This is a genomic window from Ruegeria sp. D4 (genome assembly GCF_056534475.1).
Genome location: NZ_JBQFPJ010000014.1, coordinates 111,115 through 137,507, shown reverse-complemented (window position 1 = coordinate 137,507; position 26,393 = coordinate 111,115). Strand labels below are relative to the sequence as shown.

Below are 26,393 nucleotides of genomic sequence, written 5' to 3'. Positions count from 1 at the left end.
GTTTCATGAGGAGTTCCCAGATCGCCGCCGCCAAGTGGCGGCTGGCGTAGCTGTCGGAGGGATAATGCACCCCGATCCGCTCACGATTTACAGCGATGCGTTGCGCGATCGTAAAAATAGGCGAGTGGATCACTTTGCGTTCAGTCAGATCGCTCCTCTCAGGTTTCCTCAACAGATGACCATCTCCCTTAGTCGTGCCTGTAGGCTGGACGCCGTAACGCGCTGCGATGCCAGGAATTTCACACAGGAGCAATGAGATTAAATGCGCAAGGAAGGAATGGCCACTGGGAAAGGCCGGATGCGCAGGAGGGCCGAAAGGAACGGTAAGGCCGGGACGCAGGATCGAAGGTCGCACCCGTTTGTAATGCGCTTTGTAGGACATGTAGGCCACGTTCCCCAGCGCGAGACCTATGTCGATCAGTTGCAACGTATAAGGATGGTCGAAGGAATTGATGCCAAGGAAATGGACCAGATAGTCGGGCAACCCATCCGCTTGGATATCTGATTCCACGAGGTAGCTCTGCCGGTCATCCTCCATGTAGTGCTTCAACGCTTCCAACTCGCCTTTTATGATCGAAAACGCTTCGTTTTTCTCCGCCTGTGAATTCCCCGACGGCCTCCACTTCAAATCATCATCTTCCAACCAGTCTTCTCCCCCCGGTTCCGGATTAAACCCAACAAGTGGGTTCCACTTGTCCGCCTGCCCAGCAAACTCAAGAGCGGCAAGCGTGGCCGGCTCGGACCGGTCTGCCGCACGCAACCATTCCGTCAGATGCTTGTCGAACGGCAGTGCCCAGAAACGCAAAGCCGGGTCCCAGTCCTGCGTTGTCCACTCCAGCCAGGGTCGGTCCGGTTGATACGGGCTGATGATGTAGTCCAGCGGAAAAGATGGGTTGCCCGCATTGTCGGGAGTGAAGTTCAGCGCCCAGGGTAAGAGAGCGAGTTCAATGGGTGTTGCGTAGTAGCTGCGGACGAACCCGATGCCCCCATCCGCGCCGACCGGGATTTCACCCATAACAGGATCGGTACCCATACCGGCCCCCATGCCCATACCCATGCCGGTTCCCATGCCCATACCCATGCCGCGTCCCATACCCATGCCGCGCCCCATGCCCATGCCCATGCCGGTTCCCATGCCCATACCCATGCCGCGTCCCATACCCATGCCGCGCCCCATGCCCATGCCCATACCGCGTCCCATGCCATTTCCTGTATTCATGTTCGATGTCATCTGAAGTCTCCCTAGAAATTGATACGGAAAAAAATTGCCCGTGAAACAATCAGTCAGCGCGGCAAGCCCGCGATCAAGAGCCCGCTTTTTAAAGCCCGTTTGTGTTCGCTATGAACGAAAGGATACCATGAAACAAAATGATCGACCGAGAATTTTTCGTCGAGCCTCAATAACTCATTACCGACTTCTCGTGCTTTATCTTCTTCCCCATTCATCGCGAGACTTGCGGCCAAAATCCTCAACGTCGCAATGAATCGCGGATTTACTTGCCGAGCCTTTTCCAGCCAAGAAATGGATTCGGCATAATTCTCAGACACAAACTCCGCAATTCCGGCGCCGGTCCACCATGTAAAATTTAGATTGTCAAAAGGACTGAGCTTAAAGGCATTTTGAAACCTGTGTATCGCGTCCTCACCGCGGCCGAGGTAGGACAGAGTAACCCCACTCCACGCCCAACCCAAAGCGTTGTTTTGATCCAGCGACAAAGCCAAATCGAACATGGACAGCGCTTGATGCGGTTTTCCTTTGAGCAGACTTGTCAAATGACCTGCCACGACCTGACAAAACGAGTCTTCGGGATCAAGTACGATTGAATACTGAGCATGTTCAATGGCCAGTTTTTTGTCCCGCTCAGGATCGTCCGAGCGCCCTTCGCCAAACAGGTAGTTCAGGCGCCATGCTGAATAGGCATAGGCCTGCGCATATGTGGGATCGAGTTCGATCGCCCGTCGCAACGCAGTTCCGGAATTCCGGTACCCATCTTCAGTGAACCGGTACAGTTCCGAGGCCGCCTTGAGAACGCAGTCATATGCGTCGAGGCTTTCCGTAGAGCGATTTCGAACGCGCTTGATACCATGCGCTTTCAGGCGCGGTTCAAAAGATCCAACAACTGCTGCCACGATGGTGTCTTGGAAGTCGAACAGGTCATCGGCGCTTCCGTCGAACGTCTCGGACCAGATCGATCGGTTCAAGGCGACGTCGACCAGTTCCGCCGTTATCCTAAGCCGATCGCCTTGGCGACGCACGCTGCCATCCATCACGTAGTTGACCCCTAGCAGCGAGGCGACTTCCTGCAAGTCCATCAAACGTTTTGCAAATCGCAAAGTCGAAGCGCGCGCAATGACGTGAAAGGCGTGGCTGCGCGACAGACCATTGATGATGTCTTCGGTGATGCCAGACCCAAAATACTCCTCCATTTCATGGCCCGATGACGCGCGAAAAGGCAGAACCGCAACGGTGGGGCGGGAAGTCCACTCGATAAAAGGTTGGTGCAACCGCGTCTCTTCTTCGGACGCTGCTTCTGAAGGAATCACCTGAAACACGTGCACAATGCGTTTGATATTCTTCAGCCGGGGCGTCCCGAGATCTTTGAAGCTGACATTGGCTTTGTTGGCAGCCAATTCCCGGACGATGCCTGTAGCTATGATTTGACCGGGGGCCGCTGCATCATGAATGCGCGATGCGATATTTACGCCGTCGCCCAGTATGTTCCCATCTTGCACCAGGACATCTTCGACATTTACTGCAATGCGCAATTGCAAATTGCTTTCACTGCCCGCATCCATACCAGCCTTGAGTTGCGGGGTATTCTGTGCATCCACCGCCCACTCTAGGGCCGCAACAACACTTGTAAACTCGACAAGGATTGCATCTCCGGCGGTTTCAACTAGCCTTCCGCCATGTCGTTTCAGCAAGGGCAGCAAAACATGTTCTTTGAGCGATTTCCATTGATTGCCTGCGCGAATATCGTTTTCTGCAACAAGACGCGAAAACCCTGCAACGTCCGCAAATGCTACAACCGCAAGCCGACGCGTTTCGGCCGCGCGAGGTCTGTCAGTCTGCACCATCCAATAACACCCTCGAAAACACTCATAATTGGCCAAAGTAGATCGGCACATTCAGAAGCTTAACGCCACACTCTCTGTCGGTCTATCTTATCACTTTTCCAGAAGCCTCCTTCGGCAGAGTCGCTTTGGTCGGTAGTGCACTGTAAGGGCGGGAGGTTTTAATGCCGCTGAAGCCCGACTTGGTGCGAATGCCTGGATTTAGGTGGCGACCGTTGATGGCAGGTGCTCTGGAATACAGCTTTTCAAGCTTCAACGGGGAGAAAACCCGACCTTCGTGTCAGCCTGTATGAAGTGTACGTTCGAGCCAAAAAAACTCATGCGGCATTTCAGAAACGTGTCCAAAGTAATTGCAATCTGAATGTCCGCATCCAGATCAGTATTGAAGTCAGTGCGCACATGCAGAAAGTGACCGCTCTCCGCCTCTTTGGGGCCAATTCCGCACGCATCCCCAATGTCGAATTTGGACTGATATTGTTGAAAAACTCCAGTTTTGGCCAAAACCGTTGAAAAAATTACCCATTGAGAGGCGGTTGAAGTTTTTGGCCAGGGGGTCGGCCAAAGCATTGGTTCCGCGATGTGCGAGGCTGTCATGGCCTGCGCTGGGCAAGTGGCGTCAATATTGCTGACGCGATGGAAGTAGGCGAAAAAGCGAGTGGGCCGAAATCTCGAGTTTTTCACCAATATTGGCTCTTTGCGGTCATTCGCCGAAGATGGCCTGATTGACTGCTATGCGGACAGAGCTGCCATTAAGCCTCAGCGACTGATTCGTCAGGCTAGAGCAGTCTCCAAACGTTCCAACGAATTCTGCGGCCACACCTCGTCGAAGCTGTAAAATTCCTCGAAGATAGGAATCTCCTCGCTGAGCGGCACCCAGGCCTGTTTGCTGCTAGTAAAAATCTGTACGTCCGGAGGACACTGATCCGGGTCGTTCAGTGTTCCGACGCGCACGTACCTTAACTTGCCAAGGCGGATCATGTAGCTGCTGAAAACGGCGACTCCACAATCCCTACAGCGCGTAACAATCTGACCTTTCCCGCTTGGAGTGGAGAGCTCATTTTCGGTGATTGGCCCCTCGAACTTCACTCGGTCAGCTTCAATGATAGCGTTCAAGACGTAGGCTGCTCCGGTTTGTCGCTGGCATTCGCGACAGTGGCAGCAATGCACGAACATGGGTGGCGAAGTCATCTGATATGTTACGGCTCCACAGCCGCATTTCCCTTTGATCATTATTTCCCCCGAGTTGTTTCCTATTGTTCAAGCCATGGCTCTTATTGGACCAGTTCGTAATGCTTGATAGAACGCGACTCGACTAATTCGGCCTCTGCCGGATCGATATGCGGGCTCTGGTAGTTTTCGCCGACAAAAGCCTTTAGTGACTCTAGGTTTTCCCACACCATGACAAAGCTGAACTCTCGTGGTGTGTCAGCACGTGCGGCACCAGGAAACACTTGAACGATACCCTTAGTGCCCCTCATCAAGGGTATGGCTGTTTCATGGAAGAACTTGCTGAACTCTTCCTCTTTGCCTGGCCGAGCCACGACCTGAAAAATGCGCATGATCATTCATCCGACCTCCGTAAAGTACGGTTCCTGAATGTAAGAGCGCCTCTAGTTCTAGGACCATATCATTTTGTTACGAGCGTGTCTGCTTTGGGCTCCAAGCAGCCGTTCGGTAGAATTTAATGAATGCCTGTTAAGCGGACGTAGCCGACAATCGTCTGAACAGTCTAGCTACTACAAACTGCCAATGCCGATAATTATCGTTCCAAATGGCACTGAAATCTAGCTTCCCGCAAACGGTCAGCCGTGCGTGGCGCGGTACTTGATTTGTAGTAACTTCCGCGTTGCGAACGAAACCGTATCTGGCCTCTATTCGAGATTTGATGACAATCGGCCAAAACAGAATTTGCGATCCGTCAGAACTCTTTTGTTTATCCTGCTCAGATCAAACACGAACAAGTAGCTCGTTTGATCCATTCGACTCAATGGTTAACGATTGCTTTAGTACAAGTGAAAGTAGTAGATCAGACAAGGGTACTTGCGGGACTGTTCGGTGGATGAACTTGAAAAAATACTGAGCAACATCGGGTTTTCTCAATACCTCGATGCTTTTGTTCAAAACGACATTGATATGTCACTTATTGGCGATCTGACCCTCGATGAATTGAAGGAAATCGGCATCGTTTCTCTGGGGCACCGGAAGAAAATCCTGGCGGGCCTGAAAAAGGCCGCGGAAACATACGACCCAACTGTCACTGCACCCACATCGACAAACCTTGAAAGCTCCTCTGACGCTGAACGGCGAGACGTCACTACCATTTTTGCCGACCTCAGCAGCTATACTCAGTTATCGCGCGAACTGGACAAGGAAGATCTGCACGATGTGCTGTCTTGCTTGTATGATCGCTTCAATGAAATTGTGATCCGCATGGGTGGCACGGTGGACCGTCATATCGGCGATTGTGTGATGGCGGTTTTCGGCGCGCCGGTCTCATTTGGCAACGATAGTGAACGGGCGTTGCGGACAACCGTCGAGATGCACCGCGCCATGGAAGAGATATCTCGAAGATTTGGTCGTGAACTGACTGTTCATATTGGTGCTGCAGCTGGCAACGTTCTCTTCTCCAAGCGCGGTTACGGACAACGAAAAGACCAAGACTTTACTGTGACTGGAGATACTGTGAACCTAGCGTCCCGCCTTGCTGATCAGGCTGGCCCAAAAGAAACACTGATTGACGACAAGATATTTCTGTCTCTCAGTCAAAGCATTCATTGCGACGCTCCAGTCTCTTTACAGGTTAAAGGGTACGAAAGCCCCGTGCTGGCGCATCGGTTTGTCGGCTTCGGTCGGGCGGTCGCACAAAACAAAATTGTCGGACGTGATCGAGAAGTCGAGCTACTGGGTCGAGCACTTGACGGAACCATCTCGCGGCGTACTGGTGAAACGGTATACCTGCGCGGAGATGCGGGTATCGGCAAGACGAGGCTGGTTCAGGAAACTCTTTTAAGGGCAAAAGCGAAAGGTTTTGACAGGCATTCCGCACTGTTTCTTGACTTTGGTCTGGGAGATGCAGAGTCGCCCGTGAACAAAATCATAAGCAGTATGTGTGGTCTGGGAGAGCACGCTCAACAATCAGCGGTCATGTCCGTGATCAAGCGATTGACCGAGGCAGACGTCCTGAATGAGATTTCCACACTTTTCATGGTTCAGATTCTGGGCGTGAAACCTGATCTTGAGATGTCGGTGATGCTTGGTGCCATGAGTGACACCGCTCGGGTGGAAGGGTTGCATGAAACCATCAGACGCGTCGTGCGTCATTTCTCAGCGCAAACACCGCAACTGATTGTTTTGGAGGATGTCCATTGGGCAGATCCCAAAATGCTGCCCTTGATAAATATTCTGGTCGATGAAAGTCAGGCCAATCCGGTCTTTCTTTTGCTTACATCACGTATGGAAGGATACGTGATGGACATGGATATTGCTCCGATCGAAAGTTCAGCGCGTGTAAGAAGAATGACCCTGGGCGCTCTGAAATCGGCTGATGCGATGGAACTTGCACAGATGACCATTCGCGTCACGAACCAAATGGTCGATGAGTGTATCGAGAAGGCGCAGGGTAACCCGCTTTTTCTGGTTCAGATGTTGGCCCACGCGAACGATGTAGATGGGCTGGTTCCCAGTTCGATCCAAAGCTTGATTCAGGCCCGCTTTGACCGACTTGCGCCGCAAGACAAGAAAATACTGCATGCGGCAGCCGTGTTGGGGCAGCGTTTTACGATGAGCGCCGTGACGCAAATTGCAGAGGTGAGCGTTTACGACGAGCGCCCATTGCTGGACGCAGCCCTGATAAAACCCATCGACGACGGATATCTTTTTGCCCATGCTCTGATACGGGATGCCATTCTCAGTACTATTCTGCGGAAAGACTTGCGCGCATTGCATTTGGCAGCCGCAAATTGGTTTGAGAAGCGCGGCGTCGTACTTTATGCGCAACATCTTTCGTTCGCCGAAGACCCGCGCGCCGCTGAGGCGTTTCTCTCGGCGGCGCGTGACGCAAGAGATGCATTCCAATCAGATGATGCTCTGGATTTTGCACAAAAGGGGTTGAACTGCGATCCCGATCTAGACACGCGTGGTGCACTTTTGCGGGTCAAAGGCGATGTTCTGCGGGAGTCAGGTGACAGTGAGAAATCCATCACATGCTTCCGCGAGGCACAAGACTGCGCAGCGCATGCGTTGGACAAATGCCGTTCGTTGATCGGCATCGCTGCCGCCATGCGTATCCTGGACCGGATCGATGAAGCGTACGCGGTTCTCGACGAAGCCCAGACTATTGCCGAAGGCGGCACGCTTTTGTCTGAGTTGAGCAATATACACTATCTGCGTGGGAGCCTGCATTTCCCACGTGGTGATCTAGACGGTTGCCAGGAAGAACATTTCAAATCGCTTGAATATGCGCAGAGAGCCGATTTGCCGGAAAGGCAAGCCCTGGCGCTCAGCGGGTTGGGCGACGCCGCTTATGCGCGTGGCAGGATGTTTACCGCTCATGAGGTCATAGAAAACTGCCTGCAGCTTTGTGAACAACATGGTCTGGGTGCAGTACAGAGTGCTAATCTGTTCATGTTGGCCACAACAAAAATTTACATGAACCAGACCGAGCAGGCGCTGGCCTGCGCCTTGCAGTCAGCCGAATTGGCGCAAAAACTCGGAACACATCGTCCGGAAATCGTGTCTCGACTGACAGCGGGCTGGATCCTCACTTCGATGGCGCGGTATGCCGAAGCACGCTCGGAGATCGACAGGGGCAGCAAACTAGCCGAACGCATCGGCGCGAAACGGTTCCTTCCCTTTTTGGAAGAGACACTTGCACGCATAGAGTTCGAACAGGGCAACGACATTGAAGCAGAGAGGCTTGCCGAGGACGCGCTGACGAAAGTGCGCGAAATGGCGCTCGATACTTTTATAGGCCCTTGGGTTATGTCCACGGTTGCCCTAACGACATCAAATGCCGCGCGACGCATTGAAATTCTGCGGGAAGGAGAAGCATTGCTTGCAAAGGGTTGTGTTGGTCACAACTACTTTCGGTTTTACCGAAATGCCATACAAGCTTGCCTGAACGCAGAGGCCTTCGAGGACGCAGAGCGTTTGGCGACAGCCCTCGAAGACTACACCGCGGACGAACCGACACCATGGTCGCAATATCATATTCAACGGACCAGAGCGCTGACAAACAAAGCGCGCGGGATGCCAGATAACGAAGCATTGACATCACTTCGAACGACGGCAGAGGCGGCGAGCCTGTTCAACGCAATGCCCGTCATACGCAAAAAACCCTATCAAACGGCGGCGACCTAAAACTGATCGCACCTGCAGGAAAGGATACAACCCATGACCGAGACACAATCCTTGGGGACCGAAACAACGCAGGTTGTAAGCGACGATCAATGGGCTATCGTTCTTGAGGCGTTGCCGGATGCGGTGACGTTAAGCGAACCCCTCGAGTTGCGAGCATCATTCGATGTCTTAAACGTCGCCAAAGGAGATATCCTGCCGCCAAGCGGGATGTATGTTGTGCTCGAGGGCAATATCGCCCTTTTGCAAACTGACGAGAAGCTCGCCCGCGCCGAAACGGGAGATTATTTTTACGAGGCGCACCTTGCATATACGGAACTGCCGGTTGGCCTGACCGCCCAAGCAGAGCAAAACACAACTCTGGCTTACTTGTCGCGCAACAAATGGAGCGATCTGAAGAACGAGACACGCGAAGTATTTGTCTCAACGCTCTTTGGCGACCTGGTGAATGTCTACATGCAGGACTTCCAGCAATCCATCAATTGCTGCAGCGTTACTGCTGCGGCGTTGAGTATGACCGCACTTGGCTTCTCTTGCGAGGTCAATGACATCTTCCGGAAGGTCAACTTGCCGAGTTCCTATGTCGTCAACACGGGTATCGCGCTGGGTGAGCTTTTCGATATCGCTTGCAACTACATCCACACGGTTGGTCTTCGGGATCGGGTCAAAGTGACGCCTTTCTTCATGGACCCTGAAACAACCAGCGCGGAAACGTTGATGGAAGCCATTCTCGAATCCGAGCGTGTTGCGGGCAAAGACGATATCATTGTTGCCAATTTTCAGGTCGGCATTGCACACGGTCGTCCGATGCCCGGGGGGCATTTTGCCGTGATCGCCAAATGCAACCCGAGCACCGGCTTGCTGCATATGATGGATGTTCACCCGGAGAAGTATGGCAAGCTGTGGGTGACAACGGTCGGCCGGCTTTACGAAGCGATGTCCGATCGCGACGGAAGCTCGCACCGCGCAAGGGGAATCTTGCGGTTCTCAGCCCGCGGTGCGGTCGCAACCGAACTCGAAGCGATCAAACGTGAGATCCGTTACGTGGACAGCACCATTCATCTAAGCATCTCGAATGACAAACGGCATGAGATGTTCAGACGCTCCACACCCAACTTGAACGGTTTGAGTGTTCTTGCGGAAAGCTTCGAGATTTTCGGAGATCACGGTGCCAGCGAAGACAAGCTGATGCGGGTGGCAGAACTTTCCTACACGGAGTCGCTCGGCAAGGTCAGATCGGCCGCAGAGCTCAGCAAAATTGCGCGGAAGTATCTTGCTAAAATGGAAGATCTGCACGTCAAAGCCGAGTTTCATTCGTTCAACACGAGAACAAAAGAAAGCCCGGACACGGCGGAGGCTTGGTTCGAGGCGCAGTTGCGGACCCTTAAATCTCCTGAGACGCATAAGCCGGACCAGAGTTTTGATTCTCCCGATAAAGACGAACCGCACCAGAAAAAGCGTCACTTGCAGATCAACATCGATCTGAACAAGGTACTCGGACACAATGCCGTGGCTCTGCCCAGTAGCGATTTCACAGAAACAGCGCTTTTGCAGGAGTTCTGGTGCCTTTGTATCGGATACAATGAGGACACCGATTACGTCACCCTCGTGGATATGAGCCCTGCAACTTCGCAAGTCTGGCAGATAACCCGCACAGCTCTCTTTCATGGGCTGCGCGACAACAATGATCCCGAGATGGTCGTACTTCAAGAAAAAGAAATGCCGCGTGACCCGGGCGATGTCCAGCAGCTGTTAAAAGACCATAAACTGATCCTCTTTTATGACGACGAAGATCCGTGGTCCTACATGCTGCATAGTGTCTTGAACAACATCGGCGCCGAGGATCTGGTTGAGGTTGATGTGTCCGGCGACACTACGCTTGCGACACGCATGCGGCGGCAGCTTGAAAAAATAACAAGCAAACCCACGGTGCCGTATTTGTTCCTCGAAGGCGAGTACCTCGGCAAAAGAAAAGACATTATGGATGCCTATATCGCCGGGCGACTTCAGGAAGACATCAAGAAGGCCGGCTTGCGCGTGTTGTTAAAAACCGAGACACCGAGCCTGGAGCACAATGACTACGGATATCCCAAGGGCGGTTTGACGGAGCCACGCGACGGGAAGCGCAATGTGTTGCTTTGCGCTTGCGGCTCCTCTGCGGCGGATAAAGTGCCGGAACTTGTGCAGAAGCTCACCGACCTTGGTCACAACGTGAAACTGATCCCTTCACCCCACGCAGAGCACTTTTTCAGAGATGTGAAAGAACGAGACGAAAAGGCATACGACATTTACGACCACATCACCCCCAAAGATGTATACCGCGACAGCGATGAATGGAACTTCCGGTATACGCAGTTCGATATGGCGGTGCGCGCCTCTCACCTCGCATTGTGCGATTGGGCGGATTGCGTGGTTGTGGCACCAATTACATGTAACACTATGGGGAAAATTGCGCATGGGATCGGAGATACGCTGCTGACGTCGGTTTTTGTCGCCTGGCAGTATCACACCAAACCCGTCATATTTTGCCCTGCCTGCAATACGAATATGTGGAACAACATCACGACGCAGAACAATGTCGCTATCCTAAAACGTCTTGGAGGAACATTTGCGGGGCCGCGCCGCTCCAAACTCTCGAATGGCACCATGGGTATCGGTGCCATGGCCACTCCTAGCGAAATCGTCACGGCTCTGAACATTGCATTTGATGATCTGGACCATCAACCGGACCGCATTATCAAATGGGCGAAAGAAGCGTCCATGTCGCGCGATCACCTACTGTGGGATCGTATTTTCAGAATGATACGGGAAGATGTGGTTGGTGTGAATGTACTCGATCACGAAACAAAAGACACATTGCTGCATTTTGCTTGCGGTGGCCCCGGCGAGACACTGGGCACAGGAACCACCCACGGCATTGAACATGTCGCCGCTGTCGAAGAATTGTTGAAACTCGGTATCGACGTGAACAGTGTCAACATTGCTGGCTACTCTGCCATGCACGTTGCCATCAAGAACGGCGCAGAAGATATCATCAGGCTGATCCTCGACACTGGCGACTTCAAGGTTCTGAGTTGCATGCGGATGTTGTTGGACCCTGACGTCGAACTTTCAGACGAAACCCGGAAGTTGCTCAACGAGTGGGCCGAGAACGTGCGTAGTGATCTGCCGCAGGAGGAGGATTTAGATGAAGACGACGCGCTGGACGACGACAATGACACAACATACCTCTACTTTACGTATGGGTCGCTGAAGCGCGGATTCCCGAATTATGAGAAAAACGCAAAGCTGCTGAGCGATTTTGTTGGCGCGGCGACAACTACACAGACCATGCCGTTGATCGTGCAGAAAGAACCGGCCTGCGACAATCCTAATTGTGGTTTCCTACATCGCATGGCGACGTTGGTGGATAAGAAAGGTTCGGGCAAACATGTCCGCGGCGAGGTGTACCGCGTGACGGCGCAGGGATTGAAAGAGCTTGATAACCTTGAGGGTTACGACCCCATCAACCGCGAAGGCAACACTTATGTTCGCAAAACAATTGCGGTCGAATTAGCGGGCAAAACTGAAAAAGCCTTTTGCTATTTCATTGTCAATCCGGAGAATTACCAAGCAGCAGTTGCTGCAGGCACGTCTGAAATCGTTTCCGAGTACACGCAGGAGATGGCCATCGCGACACCGAAAACAGAGAGCGTTTAGGAGATGATATAGCCGTTGGAGTATCACAGTGTCTTTTGCAGTCAACGTTCAGTGCCAGGCCCGTAGAGCGAATGCGCCTGATCGGTTACCCGTGTTTAGAGACTTTAGACCACATCGTTATCGGATCCAACTGATGACGAGCGGCATTCGAAGATGATAATTTGGTCCGCTACTTGGCTGCACCGCATTTGCAAAATTGCCAATTTGGACCCCGATATATCCTCGGATGTGCCGACAATTTTATGTCGTCGCCAGACGAGCTATGTAAGTAACTGATATTCAAAAAAGTTGGTTCAAAAATGCTTCATTCGAACCGCGTCATCTGCGCTGTAGCATTCACCATTCTAACGCTACTTTCTTCGGTGGCTTTAGCGCAGTCTGTGGAACACCCCCTTCGGCCACCAAAGACCGGAAGCCCGCAGGCGACCTTGCAAGCTTTTGTTGCCGCGATGGCCGATGTTTACAAGATCGCAACGCAGCCTGATGCTAAAGGATCGGATACAATACTGCCTCTACGTCGAGCAGCGGCGACGATTGACATGTCGCTGTTTCCGCCTGAAATCCGGCGCAGCCAGTCCATTGAAGTTGCTTTACTGTTGGATGAAATTTTTGATCGTATAGGGCTACCGGACATCACTCAGGCGCCATCCGTTGACGATGAAACGCCAAACAAATGGCGCGTCCCGAATACCCCAATAACAATTGCTCTTGTCGAAAGCGGGCCGCGCACCGGCGAATACCTTTTTTCCGCCAGCACCGCTCAGAATATCCGCGAATATTATGATGCGATACGCGAACTGCCTTACATCGACACTTCGTCACCGGGCCTGTACACGGCCTATCTGACGACGCCCGGACCCGGGATCGCGCTCAGGTGGAGCGAAGGCTTGCCGGACTGGAGCAAGCTGGTCGTTTTTGAGCAAACATATTGGCAATGGATCGCGCTGGCCGGGGTTACAATACTGCTCACCGTGCAGTTTATCCCTATTTTGCGCACTTCGCGCTCGGTAGGCACCGCGGAAACGCAAGAGCAGGAGCGCGCGAAAAGGCTAAACCAGTTTGTAACTCTGCTTGCTGCGCTCGCACTCACGATAGCAGCAGCATGGTTTGTGGATGAAATCGTCAATCTCACGGGCGATACTCAGATCACCGTTGCCTATATTCTGGCCGTCCTGCGTTTTGTTCTATTGGGTTGGATTATCGTTGTTGCCGGAAATGTTTTTGTGGATGTTGTCAGTTGGGCGCGAGGTTTGGAGCCAAACTCGGCAGGGGTACTTTTGTTAACTGTTGCGAGTTGGATCGTTGTAGGGCTCTTTCTTTTTGCGCTCATAGTCGCGGCCGCACAAAGGTTCGGTTTCCCGGCTTATTCAGTAGTAACTGGTCTCGGCGTCGGCGGTATTGCCATCGGGCTTGGCGCACAAGCATTGGTTCGGGATATCTTGTCCGGCGTATTTTTCCTGATGGACGATGCCTTTCGCAAAGGAGAATACGTGCAGGTGGGTGACGCTATGGGGAACGTCGAAAAGATCTCAATCCGGTCAATGCAACTTCGCCACCATCTCGGCGCCATTCATACAATCCCGTACGGGCAGATTGCTCAACTTACAAATTTCAGTCGCGATTGGGTCATTGTAAAACTCAGCTTCACGGTACCCTATGACACTGATCCGAAAGTCATTAAACGGAAGTTTAAGGAGATCGGCGAAGATATGGTGAACGACCCGGCTTTCGCGGGTAGTTTTATCGAACCCTTTAAGAGCCAGGGAGTTTTTGATTTCGACGATGTCGGTATGGTTGTCAGAGGCAAGTTCATGACTAAGCCTGGTGAACAATTTACTATCCGCGCGGAACTGCAGGCCCGTGTAAAGGCTGCTTTCGACGATGCAGGTATAAATTTTGCCCGTAAAGAGGTGCGGGTCGCGATGCCAGAAGTTGAAGGAACTGGCGATCGACCGAGCGCTGAGCAATTTGCGGCAGTTGCAGCGGCAAGTACCAGCGAATCTCCGAAAGAATAAACGACTACTTTGGGCTCTATCTGGACCTTCGCTGCGCAGAGCATCAGTGACCGCTGTGCGGACTTTGCAGACATCCGCAGTATTGCTCCAAAAGGACCGCAGTCAGCCCAAAGCGGACCTTCAACACCGAGTTTGCAATGTCCGAGAGGCGAACAAGTCCGTTCATTCTCATTTACCGCTGCAATACCCGCAACCGGCCCGGCATCTTAGGCTAAGAGTCCAGTCGAACAAGCTTAAAGCAGTTTCTTAATTGGGTTTTGAGACAATTACGCCGGTTTCTGGGTTCAGATCATCATTCGGATCCGTCAAAATGCCAGCTGGAAAGGAAACCGAGATGGGTAGATCCTTTGTATCAAGGCAGAGCATGTGGTTATTGTCCCCGTCACCCAGATCGGCAAGCGCGGCGGGCGTAACTGTGCGTTGAGATCCATCTTCGGCCTCTACGATGATCCTGTACAGATCGCGTTCCGCATCGCCAGGTTCCTTGCCGTTCGCCAGCGTAACGCCACCCGCCCAAGTTACCCGAATGGCCCGTACGTTGTTGTCACTTGGACAAAGGCTTCCTCTGGTTCGGCGTGGCCCCAAGTTTCCGACCAAAGTCCAATCCTCAACAACTTCGGCCAAGATCAATGACGGCCCGTCTTCCAGCGGAGTCACGGCTACCGTGGCACCGCGAAAATCAAGTGTTCCATCGATGGAATGAAGGTGTCCAATAACCTCGACTGCAACCGGTGGATCCACGGAAACGGTCCCAAAATCCCCGATCAGAAGCACAGTGCGCAATTCACCGGGATCGGTAGCAGGCAACACTGACGCGCAGTGCATTGTTCCGATCTGGCCTGATTTTGTTACGACTCTGAAGTCACCTGCCTGCAAAGTTTCCAGATCTACCTCGGTTGAAAAAATAACAGGCATCCCGTCTTTGCCCCTGGAACCTCTGCAAATGAGATTTGCTACGCGGGGCAACGCCTCGAGCCCGTGGAAAGCGGAAAGCAACTCGGCATCTTGTCCTTCAGCTGAACTCGGCAATCCGAGATTTGGGGTTGTATCTTCAAGTTCTCGACTTGAAACGTCCTGCGCGCACAAAGCCGTCCCCGACAAGACAAATGCAGTGGCAGGTGCGAGCAATCTGATCGCTTGGCTCCATTTCCTAAGCTGCTTCAGCAATTAGGTTTTTCTCCATATTTGGTCCGCGGTGCTGCGGGCTTTCGAGCTTTTATGTGCTGGAACTTAAGAAAAACAGGCAAACAAGTTTTGTCTAACTTGCCGCTATGCGGTCGCCAACAACGCATCGGAAAGCTCGTATTCCGAAAGTGCCCCAGGTGCACCTATTGCAACAAGCCTTGTTTCAGGTTTTCGGTGGCCCCATGCGCCATCCCTTGCGATGTCCATGCGCTTTCCGACTACCTGTACAAGAATGCGATGATCCGGATCCTCTTCGCTAAAAACAAATCCCTTGAGGCGATAAACGTCGCCCGGAAGCTTTCGAATTGCACTCCGAAGAGAAGACAAGCTTATCGGGCGTTCAGCTTTCATCATAGTTGTTGAGAAGCTGCCCGAGTGATCAGAGTGGTGGCAACCACAATCCGGTCCATGTTCGTGATGATCGGGTATTTCTGTTTCTAGCTGTTCGGCGGCAAAGCGACCAACGGAAAGAAGTATGTCCAGTGGGACGCCTCCGTTGACGGCTTCGACCAGACGATATCGACGGAAGCGAGACCCAAGCCAATCGTGCACCCTTTGAACAGCTGCCCTGTCGACGAGGTCGACCTTGTTCAAAATAACCATGTCCGAGAACGCGATTTGACGGAGCTTCAGTTCCATTTGTTCCGGCGCAGAAAATAGCTGTTCCGCATCGACCAGACACATGAGGCTGTCCAAGCGGATCATGTCCCGAAACTTCTGATCGGTAAATGTCATTGCAATTGATGACGGGTCCGACACTCCGCTTGCTTCAAGGACGATGTATTCCGGTTTCTCAGGTCGGGCGAGAACGGCCTCTACCGTTTCGATCAGGTCATCTCGGATCGAGCAGCAAACACAGCCATTTGCCAAACTCATCACATCATCTTCGAGACCGACGACCAAGTCGGCGTCCACGTTGATGGATCCAAAGTCATTTACCAGAACCGCGACTCGCAACCCGTGATTGCCTGTCAGGATGCGGTTCAGAAGTGTTGTCTTACCGGCTCCGAGAAAGCCGGTAAGGATCGTCACAGGGATTGCGGATGTCGAACCGAATTCGATCATGTCATCACTCCGCCTTCTTCTTGCGGTTCGGGATGACGTCATCGACCTTGATGACAAAATCACTGGGCCACTCTGGATCCGGGGCTCGGAATACGTCAGCTGGATAGTATTCCTTTGGGTCGATCTCCATATCGCGGTACTTCTGGTCCTGCTGTTCGGCACGTGACGACCGCGGTGCTGGCGGTTTGATTTCATCCGGCAACGTGATCTTGCCTTCTGCTTCCATCTTGCCCAGTTCGCGGAATGGTGCGACCGAACCAGATTTTCCGGGAAGTGTCGCCTTCCGATACCAAATTGCATCATTTGTGACGTTGACGACGGCGACATCCAAACCCCAAGCGAACAGCCCATCATAGTGGGCTCGGATTCCCGCCAGCATCTCGGCATCGATATCCTCGTCTTGCGTGTAGTGGGTCACCATTGCGAGACGCGGGCGCGCCTCAGCCATCATCTTTCCAACCGCGTAGTGAGATGTATGGTGCGTATCGATTGTGTAATTGAACAGCTCTTGCGGCAGACCGTATTTGTAGGTCATCAATTGCCCGATATCCTGGCCGGACATTTCGGTCACAAACACATCGACGCCTTTTCCGTATTCAAGGCTCAGTTCATCAGGGCGGCCATCGCCGGTCCAAACAAAACTCAGGCCATTCCAATCCAGCCTATACCCGACGGCACCGTCCTTGGCATGGCTGCGCGGCCACGAGCGCACCGTGACACCGTCCTCGTCATAAACGATGCCGCCTTCCTGACGGAAATCGAATTCGTTAACTTCGATCTCGTAGCCGTCCCCAATCGGGAACACATCGAAGGCCTCAAGATGCCATTTGAGCATCTGCTGCATGCCTTTCACCATTCCGGCTGTACCAAGCTCTGGTGTCCGACCAGAAGGGCCGTGAATGCGCAGCGGCGTGTATCCACCAGACCAAGCCCGGAACGGGTAGATGTAAGGGATGTCTGCATAGTGATCGACATGCAGGTGTGTGATGAAGATGTCGTTGATCAACTGCCCCGGAACCTGCATCCCGATAATGTTGCGGACGCAGCCCGAGCCGAAGTCGAAGAAGAACCTCTTTCCATTACCAAGCTCGACCATGATGCACGTTCCAGCCTGATCTTCGCGGGGCGGAAATGGCGTCGAACCACAGAACGATATCCGCATTTCGTCAGGCCCGAGATCCTCGGACAACGGGAAATAATTCGCGTTCGAGCCTGTCATGTATTTGGTAGGACGGAAGTACTCCGGCAGAGTGATGCCCCCGGCGGGCCTGCCGCCGTACGGGTTCTTTAGGCTTTCGCCTAGTGGTCCATCACCGGGGTGCGCATGTGCGGTTCCCGTACCGTAGCTAACGGCACCTGTTGCGACCGCACCTGCCGCCAGTCCCTGCATAACGTGTCGCCGGGAAGGGTTTTCGATATCGTCAGACTTCTGGATCTGTTCGTTCTCAAGTTCTTTGCCGTTGTCTTCTTTTGTCATGGCTATGCCCTTAGTTGGAAATGCTGCGAGGATTGCGCTTCACCATCCGGCGAAGCTCGTTCACGAGTTCAGATCTGATGTGGGCCCATTCCGCGCGCTCTGAGGCTGTGATCGATGTGTCATCCAACAGCGCCGTAACTTTCTTTAGGTCTTCGATTACCTCGCTGAGTAACGCGTCAGTTTCGATACGCCCGGAAAGCGCACCGGAAAGCTCTGCAAGCTCATCACTCAGTTCCCAAGTCACTGGATAATTCCCGGTTCCCACTATCTATTCTGACATCAAGATGAGTGCGGTTGACGACATGCGCCAAGTGAGTCACCGTGAGTTGGGGGTGAGTTTGCTTTGAACCAAGCTAATGAATTGCCGATAGATCAAGATGTTGCACCGCCATCGCCGGAGCTTGTCCGACAGGCACTTCAGAGCGTTGTTTCCAGCGTCGTGTTCCGGGCTTCGCCTCGACTCCAGCAATTTCTTACTTACGTGGTCGAAGAGACTCTCGCGGGTCGTGGCGCCCAGATTCGCGGCAAAGCAATCGCGGTCGAAGTCTACGGCCGGAGCATTGATGGCACCGGTGGTCGGAATCTCGTTCGCGTCGAAGCCCGACGGCTGCGTCGACTGCTACATGAGTTTTACGATGATCAATGGGACGGTGAGGGAGTTCGAATTTTTGTTGATTCCGGCGGATACAAGCCACGGTTTTCGCAAGCAAGGACGACAAGAGGCGACAACTCAAGGGTTCAGGACAGCGATCTGCTTGGCGGGCATCGACGTCTACGGCAACTGCTGCCAATTGGGCTGGGTTGCCTAGTGTTGATTGCGGTGGCTGACTTTTGGTTCACTCGGGATAACAAGGTGGTTTTGCCCACAGCTCAATCTATCGAACAGGCTGAGCGAACTGCTCTTGGTGAGCAATCTTTGACAAGGCTTCAGGCGGCTAATCTTGCGGATCAAGCCCGAGGGATGTTTTTTCCTGTTTTTGATATCAAGCGCCAGCAAATAGCACTGGGAATGTTTCAGCATGCCGCAGAGCTCGACCCCGCACTCTCCGACGGTTATGCCGGATCGGCGCAGGTTCTGGCGACTTTGGCCATGCTGTCCCCTAATAAGGCGCAAAGAGACGATCTCTTCAACCAAGCTTCCGAAATGTCGGGAAGAGCAATTGATCTATCTCCCACTGATGCATGGGCAAACGGTGCAAATGGTTGGGTATTGGCCACCCAAAACAAACCAGTCGAAGCTATGAAATACGCAAGAATGTCGGTCGAGCTTGCGCCGAATGATGGTCATATTTTGGATCTTGTCGGTATCACCGCCATCATGGCCAACGCCCCGGATCTTGCGGCCGAGGCTAGCGATCCAGAAAGACTAAGGTCAGGATCGGGTCGCTTTGGCGCACGAAATATTTGGGGTGTATCGCAACTGATGCTCGGGAATTACGAAAAGGTTGTCGAAGCTTTTAAAGGAGCGCCCGCTGCCGGTGCGCCTGTAAGTGCTCCTTCTCTCCTATTCCAAGCCGTTGCGCACGATCAGTTGGGACATACCGAAGAAGCTCAACGACTAGTCACTGAAATGCGTAAAACGTGGCCGGAGTTTCCATCTGAGTTTCTCACCGGCAGGATTTTCCACAATGATGACGCAACACGGCAAGCGATACTGGATACTCTGATCAGATACTGATGAAACGCATCGCATCGTTGCCGATGCAAAATTTTCTAGTTTCAGTCGCAGCGCTTTGCAGCGTTGGAAGCCATCGCAGAATGCAAGAGTTGGCAGATCCAGACACAAAGTCTGCTTACTACGTATTTCTGTAGTTCGGGCAACGCGCGGCATCGGCCAAAGTGGGCTCTGAGCAGCTATTCGCTGCAATCGGCCTGAACGACTGCTTTGCGGACAAAACTGCCATTGATCTTCCCCGCTCTAATGTCTGCTTGTTTTCCTTCTCTGAACGAGAATTACCAAGCTCAGCCGCAAAGGAAGGTGAAATGCCACAGCTGGACGCGGGAAGTTCAATCCCGTTGGAGCCGCTGTTACGTGTCCGCTGGTGCATCGCCGGCCAGAACGGTTGGTAATTCACGCTTCAAGAAATCAAGCAACACCTCAAACGCAGGCAACAATCCTTCCCGCGAAGGCATCAGGAGGCTGATTTGTGGGGTTCCCGCGGTCCAACCCGGCAATATGCGCACAAGTGATCCGGCTTCCACCTCTCGTTGACATACGTAAGAAGGCAGGGCGACGACGCCCAAGGACAAAGCCGCCGCGTTTTTGAGCGTTGACATATCATCACTTGCAAAGCGCACCTTGCAGGGGATCGATGCGCTTTGCCCGTCACGATCGGTCAGCAGCCATTGGTGCGTCGCTCCGGGTCTGCCAAGAACCAGGGCCGGGTGATTTGCAAGCTCGGTCGGATCATCGGACGGATCGAGTGCGCTCTGGTAGTCCGGCGAGCAGAACAAGTGCCATTCCACCCGTGCCAGTCGCACTTGGATGAGGCTCGAGTCGGGCAGAGTGTCCATGTGTCCGCGGATCGCCATATCGATCCCCCCTTTGATCAAATCCTCCATCCGGTTCGAGGCGCGCTGGACAACGGTCACCCCAGGATTGTCCTGAAGAAAACGCGGTAAGATCTGGTCCAGACCGAACTGCGCCATCCCCACAGAACAGGACACGTTCACAGTGCCTTCGATCCTGTTGGTTTTGCGACGGACGGCGGTTTCGGCGACTTCGAACTGTGCGAGGGCCTTTTGCGCGTGGCGGTAGTAGTCTTCTCCGATCTCTGTCGTCGTGACGATGCGCGATGTGCGCTGCAAAAGGCGCACGCCAAGGTCTTCCTCAAGCTGCCGCACACGGCGGCTGAGCCGGGACTTGGGAATATTCAACGACCGGGCTGCGGCGGAAAATCCGCCCTTTTCAACAACCTGAACAAAGTAGAAGGCGTCGTTAAGGTCCATGCTATGCCTCATCCTATTGTTCCATATGTAGAACGATAAGACCTGAAATTGACCGATTTTCTGCTGATTGTCTCGCTCATATTCTAAGTTCAACAGAAGCGAGAGACTGACATGACCAAGCAACTTATCGACACACTCGCAGGCGCCCCCTGTGAAACACATGCACAAAGCGACGGTCGCAAGATCACCATCGGCGATGGCTTTGTGGCCCAAAGCTACCAGCACGCGGACTTCCAGGGGCTGATGGATCCGCTGATCATGGTGGACCACTTCTACGCGACAAAGCCCACGTTCGGGCCCCACGCGCACGCAGGCCTGTCTGCTGTGACCGTGATGTTTGAGGACAGCGAAGGCGCGTTCCGCAACCGCGACTCCCTTGGCAATGACCTCGAGCTGGCGCCTGGCGATCTCTATTGGTTCAAGGCCGCGCGCGGCGCCCTGCATGACGAAGCGCCGGGGCCCGATGCCAGAACCCACGCATTGCAGGTCTTCGTCAACCTGCCCGGAGAGAACCGGCACGACGCGCCATCTGCATTTCACCTCGCAGCCAAGGACATCCCAAAGCTTGCAGGCGACCGCTCAACCGCGCGGCTGATACTTGGGGACAGCAACGGTGTCATGGGTGGGGTCGCGCCCGACGTTCCGCTGACGCTCCTGGATATCAACATGCAGCCCGGCGGTCAGTTCACGCACAGCAGCGACAGCGACCAACACGCCTGGGTCTTGGCCATCACCGGTACCTCCACCGTGACCTGGACCGCAGGGTCTGCCGATCTGAAACCTGACAAAGCCATCGCATTTGCGGGGGCCGCGGACATCTCATTTTCCTCCGAAGAGGGCGCTCATGTCGTCCTGTTTCGAGGACACCCCCTGCGCCAAGCCTTTGTTCAACGGGGTCCATTGGCCATGGGCAACGCGGCAGAGCTTGACGCTGTCGAGGCTGACTACCGAGCCGGTCGCCTTGGATCAATTGACTGAACCCAACACCACCCAACAACAACCTTAAAAGGAGAAGACCGTGACGAAACTGAACAACCCGGAACCTCTTACACGTGACAATGCCGCCGTTGTATTTGTCGACAATCAGGTGGGACTGATGACTGGCATCCGTGACTATTCTATCGCGGACCTCAAACACAACATCGTCGGTTTGGCCAAAGCCGCAAAGGCGCTCGGCCTGCCGATTGTCACGACCACGACATCGTCAGAGACTTTATGGGGGCCTGCTATTCCGGAATTGCTGGAAGCCCTGCCAGATCAGACCTTTATCGACCGAACAACGGTCAACGCATGGGACGATCCACGGGTGGAAGAGGCCATTCGCGCAACCGGGCGAAGCAAACTGATCTTCGCCGGGCTGTCGCTGGAAGTCTGCGCCGCGTTTCCCGCGATGCGGGCCGTGCGCGAAGGGTTCGAAGCCTACATCGCCGTAGATGCCAGCGGGACGTTTAACATGACAAAACGTGAGACGGCTTTGCACCGGCTTACACAAGCCGGAGTTGTCATCGCGGATGGTGCCAGCATGATGATCGAAATTCTTGCAGATAATGCGAACGCGCAGGCCGGTGACGTCTATAGCGCCTTGGGCATGGATTGGTCGATCCTAGTCGGCCAAGTTCGGGCGAGTGTATAGCGATGCGCCGCGAAACTCATACAACCCAACGCTGGCAGCTGGTCCGCAATTCGCGTTTGCACCGGGGATCGCAAGTCCAGTTCTACGTGATCTATCTCCCATCGCTTGTTTTCTTCGTCGCGATGGGACTGGCGGCCGCTGAGTTTCTTTAACCTCAGTAGTAATCCGACCAACTCCATTCCAAATCACACACAACCAACGAGCTCTCAGCTCACCATAGGAAATAACTATGACCAACCAACCCATTCTCGTAATTGGCGCCACCGGAAAAACCGGATCGCGCGTTGTAACCAAGCTTGAAGCCAAGGGCCTGCCCGTTCGTCGTGGCACGCGCCTCTCTGAAACGCCCTTCGATTGGGAAGACCAAAGCACATGGGCCCCGATCCTGACCGGCGTATCCAAAGCCTATGTCACCTACTTCCCCGATCTTGCCTTCCCGGGCGCGGTGGAAAAGTTGGAGGCTTTTGCCAAGGTCGCTCTGGAGACCGGCCTGCAACACATCGTATTGCTGTCTGGCCGAGGAGAACACTTCGCCGGCATGGGTGAGGAAGTGATCCGTAACTCTGGCATTCCCTTTAACATTGTGCGCGCGGCCTGGTTTGCGCAGAACTTCTCCGAAGGCTATCTGCGCGATCCGATCCTTGGCGGCGTGCTGCCCATGCCGGGCGGCGAAATTGCCGAACCGATCATCGATATCGACGACATTGCCGATGTCGTTGTCGCGACGCTGACTGAAGACGGGCATCTGGGTGAACGGTACGAGGTGACTGGCCCGCGTCTGATGACCTTTGCCGAAATGGCCGAGGTTCTCTCATCCGCCTTGGGGCGCCCGATCCAGCATATCCCCATCGCGTTCGAGGATTTCCATGCCAATGTCGCAGCCTCCGGCGGGAACTTCGTGGCCGACGTTTTCACACAAATCGCGCGTGAAACGCTCGACGGGCGCAACGCCCATACTGCGGACGGCGTCGAGCGCGCCTTGGGTCGCAAGCCGCGTGACTTCTCGGAGTTCGCAACGACCGCCATGGAAGCAGGCGCCTGGTCTGTGGCCGCCTGATCCACCCCAGATCAATCGGCGGGAGACACTGCGCTCCTGCCGCACCACCCGCAAACTGGAGTAAGCCCATGTCGACCATTTTCTTCTGTCTCATCCAATTCTGCTGAGGCGCGGGAACGAAAGCAATGGCACTAACCGCGAGAGTTTGTGCTATGGGTGCCAATTTGCAGCTTGGGCGTCTTCAGTTATCCTCGCCGAATGGGATGGATTTCGACGGTCTTCGTACACAAAGCACTAAATGCTGCAGTCACGCTTGAATGCGTCGATCCAGAAACACGTTTGGCACTATTCGCAAGCGTTGGGTTGGACCCGTCGGCTCCCGTTGATCCCGGTGCAATGATCTCGGATGGCGACTTTTTCGCGCTACTGGAACGCATAGCGGACATTGGAGATCGCGGCAGGTCCGTTGCCATCCACATGGGCGCGTTAATGCGATGCGACGACTATGGTGCTTTTGGGCTCGCTTTCAAATCTGCCCCTAATCTTCTCGGCTCCTACGCCCGTGTCGAACGCTTCGGAAAGGTAGTAACCTCGATCGCCAATTTCCGCGTCGGACAGGTGGGACCGTCTGTATTCATGGAAGTGATTCAAGGCCGAGATCGGCGACTTGGCCTTAAGATGACCAATGAACTGGCTTTGGCCGCCGCGACGTCGATCAGCCGGGAAGTTAGTGACGATGACTTCTCTCCGGTTGCGGTTCATCTCATGTCAGATCGACCCAACGATGACGGCGCCTATCAAGAGCACTTCCGCTGCCCTATTCACTTTGGTGCGGATCGCGATGCTCTCGAAGTGCTGACCACGATTGCAAGCCGCGCAAACCGGTTGTCTGACGATGGCATGTCCAAGTTCTTTGAGACACATCTCGACACCCAACTTAGCCAGATTGACGACACTTCCGAGCTTGAGCGGCGCGTCGTGGATCAAATCGGCGAGGTGCTCAGCGAAGGTGTGCCCACGCTTGCCGAGGTTGCAGTGCGTTTGGGGATGAGCACCCGGACTTTGCAGCGCCGACTGTCAGCAGATGGTCTGGCCTACCAAGACTTGGTCTTAGGCGCGCGGAAGACGCTGTCTGAGCAGTTGCTGCGACGCACGGATTACGCCTTAGCCGAGATCGCCTTTTTAACCGGGTTCTCTGATCAGAGCACGTTCACTCGGGCCTTCAAACGCTGGCACGGGCAAACGCCGGCAGGCTATCGGCGAGGCACATAAGCCCAAAGCAAACCGTCGAGGGGATCTGCGCGCGGGCGGTGGCGTCTTGGGCCCAAACTCTGGCGTCCGATGCAAATACGGTCGCGGCTAGCGATGGTTATCCCTTGGTCATCAAGTCAATCAAAGGAGACCAAACATGATATCCAAACCAATCCTCATCACAGGCGCGACCGGAAAAACCGGGTCTCGCGTCCTGGCTCGGCTCAAAGCCGCGGGACATGATGCCCGCTCAGGCTCGCGCAAAGCGCAGCCCCCATTTGACTGGGACGATCCCACCAAATGGGAGAAGGCCCTGCGCGGAATGGGAGCCGTCTACGTCAACTATCACCCCGACTACGCATTCCCCGGCGCCATCGAGAACCTGACACGCTTCACCCGTGTCGCTGTGTCGTGCGGTGTCGAGCGCTTGGTCATCCTCACCGGCCGTGGCGAACACCATGCGCAACTCGGCGAAGAGGTGATTGCCAAGTCCGGTCTGGACTTCACCATCGTTCGCTCGGCCTGGTTCGCGCAGAACTTCTCCGAAGGGTCGCTCTGGGAGCCGGCAATGGAAGGGGTCGTACCTATGCCCGGCGGCGATCTCGAAGAGCCTATCATCGATATCGATGATCTTGCAGATGTCATCGTCGCGGCCCTGACCGGCGCAGGCCATTCCGGCGAGACCTATGAGTGCACAGGTCCGAGGCTGCTGGGCTTTGCCGAGGTCGCCGACATTCTCTCCGGTGCGATGGGACGGCGGGTCGACTATCTGCCGATCTCTTTCGAGGATTTCCATGCCGAGCTTGAGGCAACGAGCGGAACTGTCTTCGCCGATATCGTCACAAGCATCGCGCGCGAAACTTTCGACGGTCGGAACGCCAAGATTGGCGACGGCGTGATGCGCGCCATCGGTCGGGCACCCCGCGACTTTACCGAATTCGCACAAGCCGCTGCAGCAGCGGGCAAATGGGCCAAAGCGGCCTAACGAAGTCAAACCAAAAGGAACAAGAAACATGCAACTTACACGTTTTCAGAAGATCACTCTCGGGATCAGCGGTCTCACAGCGCTGGCTATCGGCACCCTGATCACTCTGGCGCCTCATGCCTTCTATGCCAGCTACGGCATTACGCTTGGACAGGATCCCAACCTGCTGAACGAGCTTCGGGCGCCCGGCGCGGGATTGGCGATATTTGGGGCACTTATGCTGGCAGGCGTCTTCCGCGCGGCCATGGCACCAATTGCGCTTGCTGTCGCGCTCACGGTCTTCCTGGCCTTCCCCCTCGGGCGCATCGTGGGCATTGTCATGGATGGCATGCCGTCCGGCAGCGTGATCAGCGCTCTGGCGTTTGAGATCATCATCGCAGCCATTCTGCTCGCCGCGTTTAAGCCGATGCGCACAGCGGGCTCCAACCGGGAGCGGCTTGTCGACCTGCCTGGCTAAACGGTCTGTCAACTCGTGGGCGGTTCCGGGATGCCGGGACTGCCAAATCCATGTTTTGCCGAAGAGGCAGCGAAGAAAGCCGACATTGGCGCCCTACGCGGCTAAGGCAGGTTCGGGCTCGGTGCAGACGTTCGCCTGAATATCGCGAGCGACCGCTACGCGGACAAAGCGGATGTACAGCATCACCGAAAGGTGGATGATCTCGAGATTGGTTTTAAGAATTTGAAAGAGGCAGGTCTAGGCATATGCA

At 54.3% G+C, this 26,393-nt stretch carries 20 protein-coding genes; 10 read left to right on the top strand and 10 right to left on the bottom strand.

Annotated elements, in window-relative coordinates:
- The 5 genes from ACR0MI_RS17690 to ACR0MI_RS17670 all read right to left on the bottom strand — a co-directional run.
- Window positions 1-1,231, bottom strand: a 1,231-nt coding sequence (locus ACR0MI_RS17690) for a phosphatase PAP2 family protein (RefSeq protein WP_480855049.1), incomplete at its 3' end; no start/stop codon positions are given.
- 53 nt (window positions 1,232-1,284) lie between these two features.
- Window positions 1,285-3,078 (bottom strand): adenylate/guanylate cyclase domain-containing protein, encoded by a 1,794-nt coding sequence (locus ACR0MI_RS17685; RefSeq protein ID WP_170617424.1) that lies wholly within the window; start codon window positions 3,076-3,078, stop codon window positions 1,285-1,287.
- 249 nt (window positions 3,079-3,327) lie between these two features.
- Complete coding sequence (locus ACR0MI_RS17680) at window positions 3,328-3,759, bottom strand: hypothetical protein (protein ID WP_170617422.1); 432 nt, start codon at window positions 3,757-3,759, stop codon at window positions 3,328-3,330.
- Window positions 3,760-3,846: 87 nt separating this feature from the next.
- The gene (locus ACR0MI_RS17675; RefSeq protein WP_170817365.1) at window positions 3,847-4,305 is read right to left on the bottom strand and encodes a GFA family protein; all 459 of its coding nucleotides are present in this window, start codon (window positions 4,303-4,305) and stop codon (window positions 3,847-3,849) included.
- Between the two features lie 41 nt (window positions 4,306-4,346).
- Window positions 4,347-4,640, bottom strand: a complete 294-nt coding sequence (locus ACR0MI_RS17670) for a hypothetical protein (RefSeq protein ID WP_170817364.1) — start codon at window positions 4,638-4,640, stop codon at window positions 4,347-4,349.
- A 490-nt stretch (window positions 4,641-5,130) separates the two neighbouring features.
- On the opposite strand from ACR0MI_RS17670, the gene ACR0MI_RS17665 reads away from it, so the two are divergent.
- From ACR0MI_RS17665 to ACR0MI_RS17655, 3 genes are all read left to right on the top strand, one after another.
- Window positions 5,131-8,433, top strand: coding sequence for an AAA family ATPase (locus ACR0MI_RS17665; RefSeq protein WP_170617489.1), 3,303 nt, complete (start codon window positions 5,131-5,133; stop codon window positions 8,431-8,433).
- A 33-nt stretch (window positions 8,434-8,466) separates the two neighbouring features.
- On the top strand, window positions 8,467-12,129 hold the full coding sequence (locus tag ACR0MI_RS17660) for a flavoprotein (protein WP_170617491.1): 3,663 nt from the start codon (window positions 8,467-8,469) through the stop codon (window positions 12,127-12,129).
- Between the two features lie 299 nt (window positions 12,130-12,428).
- Window positions 12,429-14,144, top strand: coding sequence for a mechanosensitive ion channel family protein (locus tag ACR0MI_RS17655; RefSeq protein WP_170617493.1), 1,716 nt, complete (start codon window positions 12,429-12,431; stop codon window positions 14,142-14,144).
- 246 nt (window positions 14,145-14,390) lie between these two features.
- Here ACR0MI_RS17655 and ACR0MI_RS17650 read toward each other — a convergent pair whose 3' ends face one another.
- The 4 genes from ACR0MI_RS17650 to ACR0MI_RS17635 form a co-directional block, all read right to left on the bottom strand.
- Window positions 14,391-15,059, bottom strand: a complete 669-nt coding sequence (locus ACR0MI_RS17650) for a hypothetical protein (RefSeq protein ID WP_170613868.1) — start codon at window positions 15,057-15,059, stop codon at window positions 14,391-14,393.
- A 354-nt stretch (window positions 15,060-15,413) separates the two neighbouring features.
- Window positions 15,414-16,394, bottom strand: coding sequence for a CobW family GTP-binding protein (locus tag ACR0MI_RS17645; RefSeq protein ID WP_170613867.1), 981 nt, complete (start codon window positions 16,392-16,394; stop codon window positions 15,414-15,416).
- A gap of 4 nt (window positions 16,395-16,398) precedes the next feature.
- Window positions 16,399-17,871, bottom strand: a complete 1,473-nt coding sequence (gene gntH, locus ACR0MI_RS17640; RefSeq protein ID WP_170613866.1) for a guanitoxin biosynthesis MBL fold metallo-hydrolase GntH — start codon at window positions 17,869-17,871, stop codon at window positions 16,399-16,401.
- 10 nt (window positions 17,872-17,881) lie between these two features.
- Complete coding sequence (locus ACR0MI_RS17635) at window positions 17,882-18,115, bottom strand: hypothetical protein (protein ID WP_170613865.1); 234 nt, start codon at window positions 18,113-18,115, stop codon at window positions 17,882-17,884.
- A 99-nt stretch (window positions 18,116-18,214) separates the two neighbouring features.
- On the opposite strand from ACR0MI_RS17635, the gene ACR0MI_RS17630 reads away from it, so the two are divergent.
- A complete protein-coding gene (locus ACR0MI_RS17630; RefSeq protein ID WP_170613864.1) occupies window positions 18,215-19,549 on the top strand; it encodes a hypothetical protein in 1,335 nt (444 codons plus the stop codon).
- 350 nt (window positions 19,550-19,899) lie between these two features.
- Here the strand turns inward: ACR0MI_RS17630 and ACR0MI_RS17625 are convergent, their stop codons facing one another.
- A complete protein-coding gene (locus ACR0MI_RS17625) occupies window positions 19,900-20,820 on the bottom strand; it encodes a LysR substrate-binding domain-containing protein (protein ID WP_217352232.1) in 921 nt (306 codons plus the stop codon).
- Between the two features lie 111 nt (window positions 20,821-20,931).
- On the opposite strand from ACR0MI_RS17625, the gene ACR0MI_RS17620 reads away from it, so the two are divergent.
- From ACR0MI_RS17620 to ACR0MI_RS17595, 6 genes are all read left to right on the top strand, one after another.
- Window positions 20,932-21,798, top strand: coding sequence for a pirin-like C-terminal cupin domain-containing protein (locus ACR0MI_RS17620; protein WP_170816915.1), 867 nt, complete (start codon window positions 20,932-20,934; stop codon window positions 21,796-21,798).
- A 40-nt stretch (window positions 21,799-21,838) separates the two neighbouring features.
- On the top strand, window positions 21,839-22,453 hold the full coding sequence (locus tag ACR0MI_RS17615; RefSeq protein ID WP_170816914.1) for an isochorismatase family protein: 615 nt from the start codon (window positions 21,839-21,841) through the stop codon (window positions 22,451-22,453).
- Between the two features lie 229 nt (window positions 22,454-22,682).
- Complete coding sequence (locus ACR0MI_RS17610) at window positions 22,683-23,510, top strand: Rossmann-fold NAD(P)-binding domain-containing protein (RefSeq protein WP_480855041.1); 828 nt, start codon at window positions 22,683-22,685, stop codon at window positions 23,508-23,510.
- A gap of 198 nt (window positions 23,511-23,708) precedes the next feature.
- A complete protein-coding gene (locus ACR0MI_RS17605) occupies window positions 23,709-24,722 on the top strand; it encodes an AraC family transcriptional regulator (protein ID WP_170816912.1) in 1,014 nt (337 codons plus the stop codon).
- Window positions 24,723-24,858: 136 nt separating this feature from the next.
- A complete protein-coding gene (locus tag ACR0MI_RS17600; protein WP_170816911.1) occupies window positions 24,859-25,686 on the top strand; it encodes an NAD(P)H-binding protein in 828 nt (275 codons plus the stop codon).
- 28 nt (window positions 25,687-25,714) lie between these two features.
- Window positions 25,715-26,143, top strand: coding sequence for a DUF4345 domain-containing protein (locus ACR0MI_RS17595; protein ID WP_170816910.1), 429 nt, complete (start codon window positions 25,715-25,717; stop codon window positions 26,141-26,143).
- Window positions 26,144-26,393: the final 250 nt, after the last annotated feature.

Bases quoted from the DNA above. Each gene is read 5' to 3' on its own strand.
- ACR0MI_RS17650 (WP_170613868.1), bottom strand. From the start codon at position 15,059: ATGCCTGTTATTTTTTCAACCGAGGTAGATCTGGAAACTTTGCAGGCA.
- ACR0MI_RS17645 (WP_170613867.1), bottom strand. From the start codon at position 16,394: ATGATCGAATTCGGTTCGACATCCGCAATCCCTGTGACGATCCTTACC.
- ACR0MI_RS17655 (WP_170617493.1), top strand. From the start codon at position 12,429: ATGCTTCATTCGAACCGCGTCATCTGCGCTGTAGCATTCACCATTCTA.
- ACR0MI_RS17670 (WP_170817364.1), bottom strand. From the start codon at position 4,640: ATGATCATGCGCATTTTTCAGGTCGTGGCTCGGCCAGGCAAAGAGGAA.
- ACR0MI_RS17610 (WP_480855041.1), top strand. From the start codon at position 22,683: ATGACCAACCAACCCATTCTCGTAATTGGCGCCACCGGAAAAACCGGA.
- ACR0MI_RS17600 (WP_170816911.1), top strand. From the start codon at position 24,859: ATGATATCCAAACCAATCCTCATCACAGGCGCGACCGGAAAAACCGGG.
- ACR0MI_RS17675 (WP_170817365.1), bottom strand. From the start codon at position 4,305: ATGATCAAAGGGAAATGCGGCTGTGGAGCCGTAACATATCAGATGACT.
- ACR0MI_RS17625 (WP_217352232.1), bottom strand. From the start codon at position 20,820: ATGGACCTTAACGACGCCTTCTACTTTGTTCAGGTTGTTGAAAAGGGC.
- ACR0MI_RS17685 (WP_170617424.1), bottom strand. From the start codon at position 3,078: ATGGTGCAGACTGACAGACCTCGCGCGGCCGAAACGCGTCGGCTTGCG.
- ACR0MI_RS17595 (WP_170816910.1), top strand. From the start codon at position 25,715: ATGCAACTTACACGTTTTCAGAAGATCACTCTCGGGATCAGCGGTCTC.
- ACR0MI_RS17620 (WP_170816915.1), top strand. From the start codon at position 20,932: ATGACCAAGCAACTTATCGACACACTCGCAGGCGCCCCCTGTGAAACA.
- ACR0MI_RS17660 (WP_170617491.1), top strand. From the start codon at position 8,467: ATGACCGAGACACAATCCTTGGGGACCGAAACAACGCAGGTTGTAAGC.
- ACR0MI_RS17605 (WP_170816912.1), top strand. From the start codon at position 23,709: ATGGGATGGATTTCGACGGTCTTCGTACACAAAGCACTAAATGCTGCA.
- gntH (WP_170613866.1), bottom strand. From the start codon at position 17,871: ATGACAAAAGAAGACAACGGCAAAGAACTTGAGAACGAACAGATCCAG.